Genomic DNA, 15467 nt, shown 5'->3' with positions numbered 1-15467 from the left:
CGCTCCGGGCATGGTGCATTCCGACTGACTTCATGATGCGGAGACGCGCAAACTGTGCGGCTCCTCAGCCTCTCACTCAGCCAAGGAACCAAAAGATGTCCCGTCCGCCGCTACCACCATTCACAGAAGAGACAGCACGTGAAAAAGTCCGCCTCGCCGAGGATGGCTGGAACAGCCGCGATGCGGCCAGAGTGGCTCTCGCCTATACCGAAGACACCGAATGGCGCAATCGCGCGGAGTTCCCGCGTGGACGCGCTGAGGCGAGGGCGTTTCTTGAGCGCAAGTGGGCAAAGGAGCTCGACTACCGGCTGATCAAGGAACTCTGGGCCTTCTCCGGCAATCGCATTGCCGTACGCTACGCCTATGAGTATCACGACGACAGCGGCAACTGGTTCCGCGCCTATGGCAACGAAAACTGGGAATTTGCTCCCGACGGCTTGATGCGGCAACGTTTCGCCAGCATCAACGAGCATCCGATGCGGGAGGACGAACGCAAGTTCCGATGGCCGCTGGGCCGCCGTCCCGACGATCATCTCGGCCTTTCGGATCTCGGTCTCTAAGCTAGCGAATGATGTGCAATCATGGCATGAGGGTGGAGTGCCCTCTGCATGTCTACTTCAACCTGGCGAGGGTCTCGCGGGCGCGTACAATATCCTTGCTCTTGGTGCCGATAATGTCGGTGAAGGCCGGTCGTAGCATCTGCACGGCTTCTTCAGTCCGTGACTGACCTTGCCAAAGCCGCGCCAGATCGTTGCTCGCCCTTAACCGCCAAGTCGAAGCGTCGATCTCATCCGCTGCCGCGATTGCCTCCTTGAGGAGGGCTTCAGCCGTGTCGACCTGCCCCTTGGCCAGCACGATAGACGCATTGATCCTGATGATTTCGGGGAGACACCATCTTTCATTCTGCTCGTAGGCAAGAACGAGGGCCTCTTCGATCCTGGCGGATGCCGCATCGATCCATCCCTGCCGAGCAAGGGCCTCGGCGAGTACGGAGAGAAAATACGGTAACCGGACCAAGTGACCAATGGTTCGAAAATCGGCGATCGCATCCTGCATGCGGTCGATCCCTTCGGCCAGGCTAGCAGGCCGCGTGGCCGCCACCGCCCCGCGGCAGAAGGTTGCAATCGGCCGCCAGATCACGATGCCATGGCGTTCGCAAAGTTCGTCGAGAATGATCGCATGGTGCTCGCAATCGGTCTCGCGACCCGCCCATTGGAAAAGCAGACAGGCCCAGGCGAGCGCAATGCTGTAAGATAGTTCATGTTCTGCCTGTCGGGCATATTCGAGTGATTTCGCAATCATCTGTTCGCCGGCGTCGGGATATCCTGTCAACCATTGCGCATGCGACAGCACGATCATGGCATTGACGCTGTTGCTGTACTGATATTGGGCAAACCGCTGGTTGTTGAAGTCCGGGGGGATCTGTGCATGCAAGCGTTCCATCCGATGCCGGGCGGTGATAAGCCTGCCCCGACAAAGCTCTCCCACGCCAAGATGGGTCTCGCCCTCCGGCAATGCCGAGATGTCGTCAGTCGATGCGATCGGCAGGAAGGTCTCAAGCGTGTGGATTCCAGCATCCAGTTGGCCGGCGAAAAGCTCGTATGTCGCCTTGATCCGTAGGCATTGCAGGCGGGCTGTCGTGTCGCCCAATTGGTCGGCGATCTCAAGCGAGCGGGATAAGGCTGAAAGGACATCCGGCACGTTGCCACGGGTGAACAGCAGTGCGCCGCCCAGCATGATCTGAAGATTCATCTCAACCGCGGTTCCGGCCTGGCCGGCGTTCTCAAGTTCGGCAATCGCTCGCGTCAGGTGTGCCCGTCTCTCGTCCGTGAGGGAGAAGTGGTTCCAAAGTGGGATAGCCGCTACCGTCAATCGTATCAGCAGCGCTGAATGTTGCGGGTCGGAACCTGCCCATCCCAAGGCAGCGCGCAAGTCGTCCAGATGTCGTCCGTGTCGCGCGCCCCACTCACGAGATTGGGAGTGTTTCCATTCGTTTGCAGCCAGTTCGAGAACGCCGCAGATATAGATCGCATGGCGAAGACGGATCGAGTCTTCCTTGCCATTCAGGGCGAGCTTGGACAGGCAGTAGGCGCGTGTCGATTCCAGAAGGCGGTAGACTGCGCGCTCCCCCGTCTCGTCAATCGAAAGCAGCGATTGTGCTACAAGTTCCCGAAGCAATCCGATCGTATCGCTTGGCGTGTGGTCAAACGCTGTTGCCACATCCTCGGCCTGAAATGAACCGGCAAAGATGGACACTGCCATCAACAGCTCGGCTTCCCGGTCAGGCAGCAATCCATAGCTCCAGTCGAGTGTGGCAGCCATGGTGCGATGCCGCTCCATCCCGGCTCGCCGTCCGGCAAGGAGTCGAAAACGGTCCTCCAACTGCCTTTGAAGCTCGGCAATTCCGAAGACGTCCACCCGCATCGCCGCAAGCTCGATCGCCAGTGCAATTCCATCCAGGCTTCGGCATATATCTGCCAGCTTTGGAGCATCGGAATCCGTGAGAACGAAGGTCTCGACGCGGTCGCGGGCCCGATCGACAAAGAGCTGGATAGCCGAATACTGCAGAGCAGTTTCGGCGCTCGGCGTGGTGCCAGGCGGCGGTATCTCGAGGCCGGGGAGCCGATGGATCTGTTCGCCTTCGAGACCCAGCGGCGCCCGGCTGGTGCAGAGTATCCGAATGCCGGGCGCCTCGGCCTGGATCTGCCTGACGCATGCCGCAATCGTTTCGAGCAAATGTTCGCAGTTGTCCAGTACGAGCAACATGTTGCGATTTTGAAGGAATCGGCATAAGGCGGCTAGGGCGTCTGAAGAGTGAACGGTCAATCCGGTGGCATTGGCAATGGAATGGCTGACAAGCACAGGCTCGCGCAGCGGGGCAAAATCTACCAGCCAGACGCCGTCGCCAAAAGTCCCAAGAGCCCTGTCGGCAATCGCGAGCGCAACCGTTGTCTTCCCGATCCCTCCGGCGCCCACGATCGACACCAGTCCACACCGCTTCACCTCGCTCTGAATGAGGTCAATAAAGGCGTCTCGACCAACGACGTTGGTGGTTGCGGCCGGCAAATTGTTGGCTGCTTTGGACCTCATATGTTCAGCCCCCTCTTCCCTAAGACGCGTATCGCGGAAATGCGAGAGAGCAGGAAAAGTGACCCGCGTGAGGTAGCGTCTGATGGATTTCGGTCACCTTGAGGGATTCAGACAAATTGGGCCTCGGGAGTTGGCCATATAGGCTTGAACATGTGCGGATCGCTGCCACACATCGGTACACGGTCCCCCAGCATCCTTTATCGTCTCACTTAACGCCTTCCGATCCCATGGCTCAAGTAAAATGAGGTAAAGTCAAGGACATATGCCTTCGACGAATTGCACGATTTTGATCGGATAGGCAGGCCCGCGTCGCATCACGATGCGAGCCCGCTTGTGTCATTGATAGACGCGGTTCACCGCCGGTACCGTCCCGCAAAGTTCCCGAGAGCAGAGATTAATCCTGCAGGGCCCAATCTGCGATCTGCCAGCGCATTTCTCCACGATCAGCCACGATGCGGCCGAGCCCGGGAAAGGGCATGTGCGTGGCGGCGATGAGCGCGCCTTCGGAAGCGGCGCGAGGAAAGAACTTATCGCGCATCGCTTTCGCAGCAGCAGGATCCTGTTCGAAGAGGAAGAAGACATCGGTCGCTCCTGGATGGACGACAGGAAAGATCATGTCCGAAACCATGATCAGGCTTTTCCCGCCATCCTCGACACGCACACCGATCTGGCCGGGCGTATGGCCGGTCAGGTCGACGATCGAAATTCCAGGCACGATCTCTCGCTCTCCGTCGATCGCCTGCAGCCTTGGATAGAGACGAACCACTTCCTCCGCCATGGCAAAGCTGGTCTGCAGAAAGTCAGGTGCACCATTGCGCTTGGCCGGATCGGTCCAATGCTTGACGTCACGGCGATCGATATAGAGTTCCGCTTGCGGGTAGTTGTTCTTCCCGCCCAGGATGAGACCACCCATGTGGTCCTGATGCATATGTGTCACAATCACCGCATCGATCTGGTCTGGTGTAATGCCGAGCATGGCGAGGGCTTGGGGAAGCTGTCCCGTCTGCCCGATCGAGCCCGCAGCTCCGGCATCGATCAGGATCCGCCGTTGCCCATCGTCGATGAGATACTGGTTGAAGAGGAAACGAACACCGCTTGTCCGGGCGGAAAACTGGGCGGTTGCCGACTTCTCCACCTCGGCGGGACTGCGCCCCGGAAAATAGTCGTAGGGCATATCGGCATATCCATCCGTCAATGCCGTGACTGTGAAACGACCGATGCGGATCTGAGCAAGTGGGGTGACGCTTGCCGGTGCTCTGGCGGCTTCCTGGGCCGCAGCCGGAGCAGCCGCACGTCCGATGATGGCAGCGCTGAAAAGGCTCCCTCCGAGGAGGCCGACAGGTAGGGCGCCGGCAAAGGCACGACGTGAAAGTTGGGGCATGATAATCTCCTTCGGATGAGTGTCAGGTCAATGGGGCTGAACGAGTGGCATGGACATCAACCCGACGACGCCGTGCCGCTGGGTGTCTGGCATCGGAAGAGCGCGCCTTACTCCCGGATCTCTTGGGAGGGGCAAGTTCCTTCGGTAAGGCGCGCTCTGGTAGATCCCCTTCAAAAGGAGATCATCGAGCGGGCTGAATGCCGATAGGTCCAATGCGGCGGAAGACCTTCGGCTACGTGGCGGGGAACTGCTTCAACTCAATCGACCAACACAGGATGGCTTGCTGGCGAAAATGCGCGAGTTAATCTCGATCAATTTAGGTGAAACCCGGTGAAACGGACGTTTCCAACTGGTCCTGGGGCGGAGAATAGACGTTTGGACGATGCATGTTCCGGAGATGCATTGGAGACACAAGCAAATGGGAGGCTGGCGGATGTAATCCCGGTTGGATCGCCCTCAATTCATCATCGAGTTCAGATGTCGGTGTCCCGATTCATGTCCGGACAAACAGCAACGTATCCTGCAAGATCACTGTGTAGCCTGCAAAAGCAGATGCGCACGTCGAAGGTCTCCGGTATCGTCGTCTGCTGCGAAACGCGAATAGATGGGCATCAACATCGCGTACGCCTCGTGGCCGCGTGACGCCGTCTGCCAGAATTCGGCGAGATCGTTTGCCGCGCGTAACTGCCACGACAGCATGCCGAGATCGCCCGCAACCGTCATCGACCTGATAAACCGTGATTCCGCTTCTGCCGGACGGGCCTGTGCAAGCAGGACCGAGCCATGTATACGAAGCAGTTCGGGGAGGCACCAGCGTTCATTGTTTTTCCCCGATATGGCCAGTGCAGTCTCGATCGTGGAAATTGCCTCTTCCATATGTCCTGCTTTGGCAAGCGCTTCTGCGAGAACTCCGAGGAAATAGGCACGGCGAAGCTTCTGGCCCTTAGAGTCGAGACCTCTGAGAGAGGTCTTCAACATCTCAAGGCCTTCACTCAATGAAGCTTCTTCACTGCACATCAAAGCGCCGCGATAATGCAGCGCGACCGGACGCCAGACTTCCAGCCCGCTTTCGTCAAGAACGTGATCGAGGATGTCGAGATACCGCCGTGCGTCGTCCCTATTGTTTCGAAGCAGCGCAATCAGGCATCCCGACATCACCAGCGAACTGGCTATTTCCATTTTGTGGCCTGTGCGAAGCGTGTCTTGCACCACTCGTTCTATCGTGCGTGCGGCACGACCAGGCCATCCCTTGTTCCATTGCGTGATCGAGAGGATAACGCCGAATGTGGAATTCGAGACGAATTGGAAGCGGGCCAACCGCGGCTTTTCCAGAGCATTCTCGTTGGGATTAAAATGCGCTTCGACGCGCCGCAGGGCATTGTCGAGGTCGCCAACGTAGAATTCCGCGGTGGCCAGCATCGCCTCACCGCCCGGAACAGCGGTTCTGTCTTTCGCCTCCGCTATCGCAAGGAACGCCTTCATGTGATCGAAGGCCTCGTCATATTTGCCTGCGAAAATCTTGTAGCTTCCCAGCGTCCACAGGCTACGGAGCTGAAACTCGGTGTCATCGAGTGCAGTTGCGATGTCGAGTGCCCGCTCTGCGGCCATCAGCATTTCCGGCCCGGGACCCCGTGTGAAAACGGCTGCTCCGGATAGAAAGGTCTGCAGCCGCATCTCAGTTGCAGTGCCCTCAAGACCGAGATGATTCAGTTGGCCAATGGCGCGAAGGATGGCTTCTCGGCATTCTTCGGTCAATGAAAAGTGATTCCAGAGAATCGTCGCCGCGGTTGTCAGTTCGATCAGCAACTTTTGATCGCGGGCCTCGGCCCATACGAGGGCAATTCGCAAATCTTGCAACACCGAGCGATAACGCTTGCCCCAATCGCCGGCCGGCGTCCGGCGCCATTCTTCGCCCGCTGTCCGAAGGATCGTATGGACGCGTTCTGCATGGCGACGTTGCATCGCATCGAGCCGTCTGGTCGCCCGCAAATGCATGACGCAATAAGACCGGGTGGTTTCTAAAAGCCTGTACCATGTGCGGTCGCCGGCGAAGCTTATGGTTACGAGTGACTTGGCAGCGATCTGCGCCAACCGTTCAACAGCGTCCACCGTCGAAGTTCCTGCGACGGCAGCGGCATCCTCGCCACTGAATGCACCGGCAAACACCGACATCGCGTTGAGCAGTTCGGCCTCGCCTGGGGACAGCAGCTCGAAGCTCCAGTCCAAAGTGGCCACAAGGGACCGGTGCCGTTCCGTAGCCGTTTTCGGTCCCACCAAAGCCCGGAAGCGGTCGTCGAGTTGCTCAAGGATTCCGTCGACGGAAAACGTGTCGACGCGCGTGCCAGCGAGCTCGATCGCCAGGGCAATTCCGTCAAGACGCCTGCAGATTTCAGCGGCAGCCGGTGCGTCTTGATCGCGCAAGGCGAATGTCTCCTTGCGCCGTTTTGCACGCTCGACGAAGAGCTGGATGGCTGGAAACATCAACGCGTCCTGGGCCCTGACGCCAATGGGCTCCGGCGGAAAGCTCAGGCCGCCGAGCGCACGGACACGCTCACCATTTACACCGAGTGGCTCGCGACTGGTGGCGAGGATGCGCACGCCACTTGCTGCGGACAGAATGCGGTAGGCACTTGTCGCAGCCGTCTCCACAACGTGCTCGCAATTGTCCAGTAGCAGCAGCATTTCGCGGTCGCGCAAGCTGGCGCAGACGCTATCCAGAACAGGTGAAGCTCCCGTTTTCAAACCAAGTGCTTCGGCAATCGCGACCGGTACCATCGCCGGGTCCTGCAAGGTTGCAAAGTCGACGAAACAGACCCCGTCCACGAATTGTCCATGTACGGCTTTTGCCACCTCTATGGCGACTGTCGTCTTGCCGACGCCGCCAGGACCGACAATCGAAACCAGCGGAGATGCCATCAAGTCGGCAGCGAAGCTCTCGATCTCGCCTTCTCTGCCGAAGACTTGCGAGTGGAGGGTCGGGAGATTGGGATTCTGTAACAAATCCATGTTTATCAGGAGCTTGTGTTAGACAGATTTTGGGCGACGACGGCGCGGGAGGTCTCAACCGTTTGATTCAGATGGTCCATCTGTGCCCTGAGGTCAAATCATTTTCCAGAAGAAGCCGCACCCGCGCCCGTTCTTCGACGGCCGTGGCGTCAAGCCTGTACGATTGTTACACCGTCTTAATGACCGTTTCAGCTTTCACGGCCGCTTCGGAGCCGCCGTGGGGAATTGCCTCCTACACGTCGGCCAAAACGGCACGCAGTCGGAGTCCGCTGGTTGCAGGCTGCGGCATGTTTGCCGCAGCCTGCTCCTGTTGCGGCAGCTCAGGCTTTGACGAAGGCCAGCAGGTCTTCGTTCAGCACGTCGGCATTGATGGTGAGCATGCCGTGGGAGAAACCGGGATAAGTCTTGAGCGTACCGTTCTTCAACAGCTTCGCCGACTTCAGTGCCGAATCCGCGATCGGGACGATCTGGTCGTCTTCGCCATGCAGGACGAGCGTCGGCACGGTGATCGCCTTCAGGTCTTCCGTCTGGTCGGTTTCAGAGAAGGCCTTGATGCCGTCATAATGGGCCTTGGCGCCGCCCATCATGCCCTGGCGCCACCAATTCTGGATCACGCCTTCATGGACCTTGGCGCCGTCGCGGTTGAAGCCATAGAAGGGGCCGGCCGGGACATCCCGGAAGAACTGGGCGCGATTGGCGGCAAGTGCCGAGCGGAAACCGTCGAAAACCTCGATCGGCAGGCCTTCCGGATTGGAGGCCGTCTTGAGCATCAGCGGCGGAACCGCCGAGACGAGAACGGCCTTGGCGACGCGACCGGCGGGCTGGCCGTGCTTGGCGACATAGCGGGCGACTTCGCCGCCGCCGGTGGAGTGGCCGATATGAACCGCGTTCTTCAGGTCCAGATGCTCTGCGACGGCGAAGGCGTCGGCGGCGTAGTGATCCATATCGTGACCGTCGGCCACCTGGGCGGAGCGGCCATGGCCGCGGCGATCATGGGCGACGACGCGATAGCCCTTCGACAGGAAGAAGAGCATCTGCGCGTCCCAGTCGTCTGACGACAGCGGCCAGCCGTGATGGAAGACGATCGGCTGCGCGTCCTTCGGACCCCAGTCCTTGTAGAAGATGTCAACGCCGTCCTTGGTGGTGACGAAACCGCTGGTCATATCGGTGTCTCCTTGGTTCGTGGAAGCGGTTTGGGTTTGGGCGAATGCGGGGATATTGAGGGCTGCGAGCGAGACGGCTGCGACGCCCGTGATCAGCAAGCCGCGGCGGGTGGCCATCGGGCCTAAGCCTTGTTCAGTCGATGCCATGGTCGTTCCTTTCTCAGGTGGTTCGCGCTCTGTCTTCGTTTCGACATGGACAGATGTAGGCCATCCGTGCTTCATGGAGAGGTGGCGAAAATGACTTTAATGATGCAGAAAGTGACAATATGGCGGAGCAGGTAGACGTCGTGATGGAAATCGGGCTGCTGATCTATCCCGACTGTCAATTGTCGGCGGTTTACGGCCTGACCGATCTATTCCGAATTGCCAGCCAATGGGCGCCGCAGCAGGCTGGACATCCCCGCACGATCCGGATTTCGCACTGGCAGATCGCCGGGGACGACGTGGTTTGCGCGTGGGACAGCCATCCGGGAACGCCGCACCGTCTCGGCTATGTCATCGCGCCGCCGAGCATCATCATGCCGGCGCAGATGCAGCCGATGCCCGTCGCGGCGCGCTGGATGGCAACCAAGCATAAGGAAGGAGCCACAATCGGCTCGATCTGCGCCGGGGCCTTCGTTCTGGCGGAGACGGGGCTGGTCAACGGCCGACGCGTGACGACCCACTGGGCGTTCAGCGAGGAACTCGCAGCACGCTATCCGAAGCTCGAACTGGCAGCCGAACAGATGGTGATCGACGACGGCGACATCATGACGGCCGGCGGGATCCTGGCTTGGACGGATCTGGGACTGACGCTCGTCGAAAAGCTCATGGGCGTCGGGACGATGCTGGCGACGGCCCGGTTTCTTCTCGTGGACCCGCCCCGCCGCGACCAGGATATTTACAAGGCCTTCGTTCCGAAATTCGACCATGGCGACGCCGCCATCCTCAGCGTGCAGCACCATATCCATGGGCAGGCTGGGGAGGCGCATGACATTCCGGAGCTCGCTGGCAGGGCGGGACTTGCGCAGCGAACCTTTCTGCGCCGCTTCGTAAAGGCGACGGGACTTCGTCCGACCGAATATCTTCAGCAGATCCGCATCATGAAAGCGCGCGACGCCCTGGAAACCACCAATCTGCCCGTCGAGCAGATTTCGTGGAATGTCGGTTACTCCGATGTCACGGCCTTCCGGCGTGTGTTCCTGCGCGTGACAAGTCTCACGCCCACCCAATACCGGCAACGCTTCGGCGTTCGGTATGACGCCAAATGATAGGATTGCGTGCGTGAGCGCTCCAGTCGAAAGGTACAACCCCGACGGGTCGCGCGTAGCAGGCCGCGATCACCCAAATTATTGACAGTGCTGATGATTTTCTTGGGGGTTGACGCTTGAGCGCAATGTTTGGGCCGGGCCGCCAGCCTGCGATACCCCATGGCCCGGACTTCACGATTCAACGTCTGCTCGCTCACAGAAGCCCGAAATTCTTCCCAAAGCCATTGCGCCAGATCGCACAGACGCCATCAAACAACCCGGTCAAGATAGGGTGTCGGCCCACGCTCGATTGCTTGCGCCAGGGCCGCACGCTGCTGATCGTTCAACCGCGACTGCGGACCAGGAGCCTTGCCATTGATCAGGCCTTGGGGACCGCGTCCGTTGAACCGCATGACCCAGTCCCGGTCAATCTACAGCGTGAGATTACCGAGGCGTGCGGCATCGGAACGCGAGCCTCCATCGTAGATCGACGCGATTGCTAACAGACGCCGTACCTGGGCTGCGTCCTTCGTCGGCCGCGTCAGCCGCCGAAGACTTTCTCCATCGAAATCGTCACGTAGTGAATTCCCTGATCGCATCGCAGACATCCGGTTTTCATCAGAGATTCAGATTCACCGCGTTTTGGGAAGGCCAAAGAGTCGAGGTCAGCAAGTTGGCGGATAAGGCGTCATGCCGAGTTTTGTAACATCATGATACGATGTGAATTTTAGTGATGATTGATGTTGTCCGGCAAAGACTTGCCTAACGTATTCTTCTTTGTTTGACGAAAGGCAAGATTGAATCGGATAGACCTGAGCGTGCGTCAATCTACCGCGTGTCTGGACAATGCTACAGTCGAGAACTGCACGTCTTATACGCAAATTCCAGATGCGAAGAAGTTGGTGGATTTGGATGGCGGGTCATCGCCTGTGGCACTGTCTCGGCACCCTCTGGTTTTGACCGTCCCTTCTTAGCGCCTTTTTTCAACGACCGGGTCAGCTTCGCCCTGTAGGCAACCTGCCTTCTGTTTTCCGCCTTTGCGATAACATCCTCTTCCCGTCCAACGACACGTGGCGCCGCGACACCGACCACTTCGTGCAGGGGTACCGCGGGCGCAGCCCTGAGCAGATCGACACTCTGCTCGACGCCGCCCATGACGCGATGGTCCAGTCATTCAACGTACCGGAGCGTGACCGCTACCAGGAACTGAACGAGCACGAGCCAAGCCATTTGCGCGCGCTCGATACGGGGCTCGATATTCCACGGACAGAACGCTTCGTGATGCTCGAAGTCGCCTCGCGTCCGAGGCGACCGAGGAGAAGACGTCCTTCTATGAGACCCTCTGTGCAGCCTTGCAGTAACGATGCAGTACCGCTCCAACGGATGTGATGGTGTCGTTCATACAGAACACCGACGAGGACTGGTCCTTTGGTCGGGGCCATGCCCAGTTCCTGACCGGGGAACTCTAGGTCGCGCAGTCTACCGGAATGCATCAGCGGGTCAGCAGAACGAAAGCGAATTCAATGAGCCAGCAATCAATCCTTCCGCGTTCGAATGCACGTTTGGCCGTAAGTCCGCTGTCGTGGGCGAACGACGTCCTCGAGGATCTCGGCGCCGACATTTCCCTCGAGACGTGCCTGCGCGATGCTGCGGCCAACGGTTACGCAGGCGTCGAGTTGGGCAGGAAGTTCCCCCGGCGATCCGGCGGTCCTGAAACCAATGCTCGAAGAGAACGGCCTCGCGCTTGCTTCTGGTTGGCATTCCGGCCAGCTGGCAGAAAAATCGGTGAACGAGGAAATGACTTCAGTTGCGGCGCACGCTGAGCTTCTCAAAGCCATGGGCTGTAGCGTGCTCGTTTATGGCGAGGTCGCTATGATGGCTCCCGGTTCGCCTTTGGACGAGCCGATGTCGCGCCGCCTTCTGATGCCGACAACTGATAGAGCTGGCTACGCCTCTCGACTGACAGAGTTCGGCAAGCGCCTCTTCGACAAATACGGCCTCAAACTGGCATACCACCATCACCTAATGATGGTTGCGGAAACCTTCGACGAGATCTCCGACATGATTGGAGCAGCCGGGCCGGAGGCAGGGGTTCTTGTTGACACCGGGCACGCGGCCGCTGCCGGCTTCGACTATGCGAGGCTGATCGAGCGGTTCGGCGACCGTATCGCTCACATCCATCTGAAGGACGTGCGCAAGGTGGTCCGTGCGGAGGTTCAGTCGAAGGACCTGAGCTTCAACGACAGTGTACGGAGCGGAATGTTCACGGTTCCAGGAGATGGGATGATCGACTTCGCTCCGATCGTCCGGTTTGTGAAGGACAGCGGCTATGCCGGGTGGCTCGTCGTCGAGGCGGAACAGGATCCCGCGATCGCTGCGCCGAAGGAATACACGGCGACAGCCTTCGAATTCATCCAGGCAAAGTTCCGAGGCTAGTTCGAAACCCCGGATGCTGGCCACCCGAGACACAAGTGCTTCCTCATGACGAAAAGGGCTTCGAAGCAATGGCATATAGTCGGGACTATTGCCGCTCGCTGCAACAACCGATGACAAGTCGCCTCCGCCCTAAGTTCCCATGCTTGCAACCCGCTCGGCCGATTCCGGGCGGCTGCGTCACTGAGTCTAAAATAGACTATGGGTGCCTTAGCGTCGATCACGGCTTAAGCAGTCCCTTCTTGTGGACATAAACTGTCGTTTTGCCACAATGGCATGTCAAGCAAATCAAGGGCTTGATCTCGTCCACAATCCTTTGTCCCGGCTTTTCGTCATCCAAACATCGAGTTCGGCAGCACAAGGGCAATCTGCGGGAAGATGATGATGAGCAGCAGCGCGACGATCATCGCCAGCAGAAACGGCATGACGCCCTTGAAGATCGTCGCGAGCGGGACATCCCCTGCGACGCCGCGGACGACGAAGACGTTCATCCCGACCGGCGGTGTAATCATGCCCATCTCGATCACGATGACCGCCACCACGCCGAACCAGATCGGGTCAAATCCGAACGACATCATGATCGGGTAGACGATCGGAATGGTGACGACCAGCATGGCGAGGCCGTCCATGAACATGCCCAGGATGATGTAGGCAAAGATGATCACGGCCAGCGAGCCGTAGGCTCCGAGACCCAGACCCTGCAGCCCCTCTCCGAGCACTGCCGGAATGCGGGTGACGGCGAAGAAGGGATTGAGCACATTGGCGCCGATGACGATCGTGTACAGCATGGCTGATGTGCGCAACGTGTCCTGAACCGCTCTCCAGAACCCTGCAAGAGAGATGGAGCGCGTTGCGAAGGCGAGCAGGATCACGAGAGCGGCACCGATGCCCGAGGCTTCGACCGGCGTGAAGACGCCAACATAGATGCCTCCGATCGAGAGGACCATAACGCCAAGCAGTGGAGCGGAGCGCTTCACGGTGCTGAGCTTCTCCCGGATCGTCATCGGTTCGCCCCGAGGTCCAGCCTCCGGATTGAGCGTGGCGACGATCCAGACGACGATGACGAACAGACCGGTCAGCAACAGGCCAGGGACCACGCCCGCCATGAAGAGACGACCGATGGATTGCTCAGTCAGGATTGCGTAGAGAACAAAACCCGTCGATGGCGGGATCAGAAAGCCGAGCGTTCCGCCCGCGGCAATGGCACCCGTCGACAGACCGGGCGCGTAGCCGAGCCGTCGCATTTCAGGAAGTGCGACCTTGCCGAGCGTGACGGCTGTTGCAACCGACGAACCACAGACAGCCGCAAAGGCGGCACAGGCGATGACCGAAGCAGAGGCCAGCCCGCCGCGGAACCGTCCGACCCAGGCATAGGCCGCATCGTAGAGACCGGCGCTGAAGCCTGCTGCCGACGAGACGTTGCCGAGCAGGACGAACATGGGTGCCACAATCAAGGAGTAGGAGGCCACTGCGGAAAAGCTCTCCGTCACGACCACGCCGCCCGCAGATCTCAAACCCTCCAGGGCCCACATCCCAAAAAATCCAACGCACATCATCGCGAAGGCGACGGGCATGCGCAGCAGCATCAGGATGAACAGGCTGGCTATGCCGATCAGGCCGATTGTCATGGGGCTCATTTTTCAGCCTTTCCTGTCACGATAAGCAGGATTTCGACCGCAAAGACGAGGACACACAGGGCAACACCGGCGGCCAGCATGCCGTAGAATGGCCAGAGCGGCATGCCGAGCATGTTGGTGGTGTCTTCGAACTCACGCGCATCCAGGAGCTTGTCCCAGGCGCGGGACACCAGGATCAGCAGAACAAATCCTGACAGCAGGCGAGACAGCACGTCGCCCAGATTGCGCCCGGCGCGTCCCAGCCATTCGTCGAAGATGTCGACACGCACATGCGCGTCGCTCAGCGTGGCATAGGGCAAGGCAAGCATGACGAGGCCGACGCCCGTCATCTGGACGATCTCATCGATACCCGTGATCGGCATGTTCAGGAGATACCGGGTCATCACGCCGAAGGTGATGACCGCCATCATGAACAGGAGGCTGATCCCGGCAAGCACTGAAAGTGCGCGGGTGGCGCGGTCCATGAACCGCGCCAGGGGTGATTGTTCAACCGCAACCATGGTTCGTCACTTCGCCGCAAGCGCGTCGACAAGCGCCTTGGCCTCGTCACCGGCTTCCGCAACGATTTTCGCGGTTACCTCGGCAGCGATGGCGTCGAAGGGCGCCGCCTGCTCGGGGGTAAGCCGGATCACTTCCTTGCCCGGCATGGCAGCGATTGCCTCGATGCCCGATGCCGCCACCTTGAGCTGGCTTTGCTGCCCATTCAGCGATGCTTGCTTGCCGGCTGCTTCAACAGCAGCCTTCTGCTCATCGCTGAGACCCTGCCAGGAGTCGCGGTTCATGACGATGAAGAAGGGTGAATTGGTCGTCTTCATACCGAGCGTCACGTAGCTGGCCACCTCGCCTAGCTTGAAGGCCTTGGTCGCCGTGCCATCGATCATGGCCGCGTCGATGACGCCGGTCTGCAGCGCGTTGTAGACCTCGCTCACCGGCATCGACACGGGCGTTCCGCCCCAGGCCTCGACAAGAAGACCGGAGTTGCGCGAGGGAACGCGGATCTTCATGCCCTTGACGTCGTCGATCGTCCGGATCGGCTTCTTGGCGCTGTAGAGAATGTTCTCGGCGCTGGACCACAAGGCAACGAGCGGCGTCCGCTTGTATTCGGATTTCAGCAGATCGAGGTGGTTCCAGAGCGTCTCCGTACCATCCGCTTCTGCCAGTACGCCTGGCAGTTCGGCAACAAGCGTCAACGGGAAGTTGGAAGCGGTGTAACCCGGAAGGCTGATCGAGAGATCCGCAACGCCGTCAACGGCGCGGGCATATTGCTCGGCGGGTCCGGCGCCCAATTCTCCACCATTGTAGAGCTGGACCTTCACTTCGCCCTTGGTGGCCTCTTCCACGGCCTTTGCAAAAGGCTCGAAGGTCGAGGCGACATAAGGATGCGTCGGAGCCATGAAGTTGGCGAACTTGAGGGTTTCGGCCTTCGCTGCCGTCAGTCCGAGCCCGAGGCCCAGAAAAGCCCCCGCTATTGCAGTCATCTTGCGCATGTCTTCCTCCCAAATGAGACAAGATTGATGGTGCCGGCACA

10 protein-coding genes and 2 pseudogenes are annotated in these 15467 nt (G+C 59.4%); 4 read left to right on the top strand and 8 right to left on the bottom strand.

The window, feature by feature from the left end; all coding sequences use genetic code 11:
- Positions 1-95: 95 nt before the first annotated feature.
- Positions 96-560: a nuclear transport factor 2 family protein gene (locus IM739_RS22065; RefSeq protein ID WP_237371369.1), complete on the top strand. Its 465-nt coding sequence runs from the start codon at positions 96-98 to the stop codon at positions 558-560.
- A 52-nt stretch (positions 561-612) separates the two neighbouring features.
- On the opposite strand, the gene IM739_RS22060 is transcribed toward IM739_RS22065, so the two are convergent.
- The 4 genes from IM739_RS22060 to IM739_RS22045 form a co-directional block, all read right to left on the bottom strand.
- The gene (locus IM739_RS22060) at positions 613-3090 is read right to left on the bottom strand and encodes an ATP-binding protein (protein ID WP_237371368.1); all 2478 of its coding nucleotides are present in this window, start codon (positions 3088-3090) and stop codon (positions 613-615) included.
- A 394-nt stretch (positions 3091-3484) separates the two neighbouring features.
- Positions 3485-4471: an MBL fold metallo-hydrolase gene (locus IM739_RS22055; protein WP_237371367.1), complete on the bottom strand. Its 987-nt coding sequence runs from the start codon at positions 4469-4471 to the stop codon at positions 3485-3487.
- A gap of 528 nt (positions 4472-4999) precedes the next feature.
- The gene (locus IM739_RS22050; RefSeq protein WP_237371366.1) at positions 5000-7477 is read right to left on the bottom strand and encodes an ATP-binding protein; all 2478 of its coding nucleotides are present in this window, start codon (positions 7475-7477) and stop codon (positions 5000-5002) included.
- Positions 7478-7797: 320 nt separating this feature from the next.
- Positions 7798-8640, bottom strand: a complete 843-nt coding sequence (locus tag IM739_RS22045; protein WP_237371719.1) for an alpha/beta fold hydrolase — start codon at positions 8638-8640, stop codon at positions 7798-7800.
- Positions 8641-8906: 266 nt separating this feature from the next.
- Here IM739_RS22045 and IM739_RS22040 point away from each other — a divergent pair, with 266 nt between their 5' ends.
- Positions 8907-9890 (top strand): GlxA family transcriptional regulator, encoded by a 984-nt coding sequence (locus tag IM739_RS22040; protein ID WP_237371365.1) that lies wholly within the window; start codon positions 8907-8909, stop codon positions 9888-9890.
- Here the strand turns inward: IM739_RS22040 and IM739_RS24160 are convergent.
- Entirely contained in the window at positions 9788-10132 is a 345-nt protein-coding gene (locus tag IM739_RS24160) for a winged helix-turn-helix domain-containing protein (RefSeq protein WP_442981170.1), read from the bottom strand. The genes IM739_RS22040 and IM739_RS24160 overlap by 103 nt on opposite strands.
- Positions 10133-10964: 832 nt before the next feature.
- On the opposite strand from IM739_RS24160, the pseudogene IM739_RS22030 reads away from it, so the two are divergent.
- Positions 10965-11338, top strand: a pseudogene (locus IM739_RS22030) (tautomerase family protein).
- A gap of 54 nt (positions 11339-11392) precedes the next feature.
- Positions 11393-12305 (top strand): annotated as a pseudogene (iolE, locus tag IM739_RS22025) (myo-inosose-2 dehydratase).
- Between the two features lie 329 nt (positions 12306-12634).
- Here iolE and IM739_RS22020 read toward each other — a convergent pair.
- The 3 genes from IM739_RS22020 to IM739_RS22010 are packed head-to-tail and all read right to left on the bottom strand — an operon-like array spanning position 12635 to position 15426.
- On the bottom strand, positions 12635-13939 hold the full coding sequence (locus tag IM739_RS22020) for a TRAP transporter large permease (RefSeq protein WP_237371364.1): 1305 nt from the start codon (positions 13937-13939) through the stop codon (positions 12635-12637).
- On the bottom strand, positions 13936-14439 hold the full coding sequence (locus tag IM739_RS22015) for a TRAP transporter small permease (RefSeq protein WP_237371363.1): 504 nt from the start codon (positions 14437-14439) through the stop codon (positions 13936-13938). The genes IM739_RS22020 and IM739_RS22015 overlap by 4 nt, the downstream gene beginning before the upstream one ends.
- A 6-nt stretch (positions 14440-14445) precedes the next feature.
- Positions 14446-15426 carry a TRAP transporter substrate-binding protein gene (locus IM739_RS22010; RefSeq protein WP_237371362.1) on the bottom strand — a complete coding sequence of 327 codons (981 nt, stop codon included), beginning with the start codon at positions 15424-15426 and terminating at the stop codon, positions 14446-14448.
- Positions 15427-15467 lie beyond the last annotated feature (41 nt).

The sequence above is a fragment of the Rhizobium sp. SL42 genome (genome assembly GCF_021729845.1).
Lineage (GTDB): Bacteria > Pseudomonadota > Alphaproteobacteria > Rhizobiales > Rhizobiaceae > Allorhizobium.
Note: the sequence above shows the minus strand (reverse complement) of the source record. Positions and strands in the feature narration are given on the sequence as shown.

Coding starts and splice junctions, on each gene's coding strand:
- IM739_RS22055 (WP_237371367.1), bottom strand. CDS start 4,471: ATGCCCCAACTTTCACGTCGTGCCTTTGCCGGCGCCCTACCTGTCGGC.
- IM739_RS22010 (WP_237371362.1), bottom strand. CDS start 15,426: ATGCGCAAGATGACTGCAATAGCGGGGGCTTTTCTGGGCCTCGGGCTC.
- IM739_RS22020 (WP_237371364.1), bottom strand. CDS start 13,939: ATGAGCCCCATGACAATCGGCCTGATCGGCATAGCCAGCCTGTTCATC.
- IM739_RS22060 (WP_237371368.1), bottom strand. CDS start 3,090: ATGAGGTCCAAAGCAGCCAACAATTTGCCGGCCGCAACCACCAACGTC.
- IM739_RS22015 (WP_237371363.1), bottom strand. CDS start 14,439: ATGGTTGCGGTTGAACAATCACCCCTGGCGCGGTTCATGGACCGCGCC.
- IM739_RS22045 (WP_237371719.1), bottom strand. CDS start 8,640: ATGACCAGCGGTTTCGTCACCACCAAGGACGGCGTTGACATCTTCTAC.
- IM739_RS22065 (WP_237371369.1), top strand. CDS start 96: ATGTCCCGTCCGCCGCTACCACCATTCACAGAAGAGACAGCACGTGAA.
- IM739_RS22050 (WP_237371366.1), bottom strand. CDS start 7,477: ATGGATTTGTTACAGAATCCCAATCTCCCGACCCTCCACTCGCAAGTC.
- IM739_RS22040 (WP_237371365.1), top strand. CDS start 8,907: ATGGCGGAGCAGGTAGACGTCGTGATGGAAATCGGGCTGCTGATCTAT.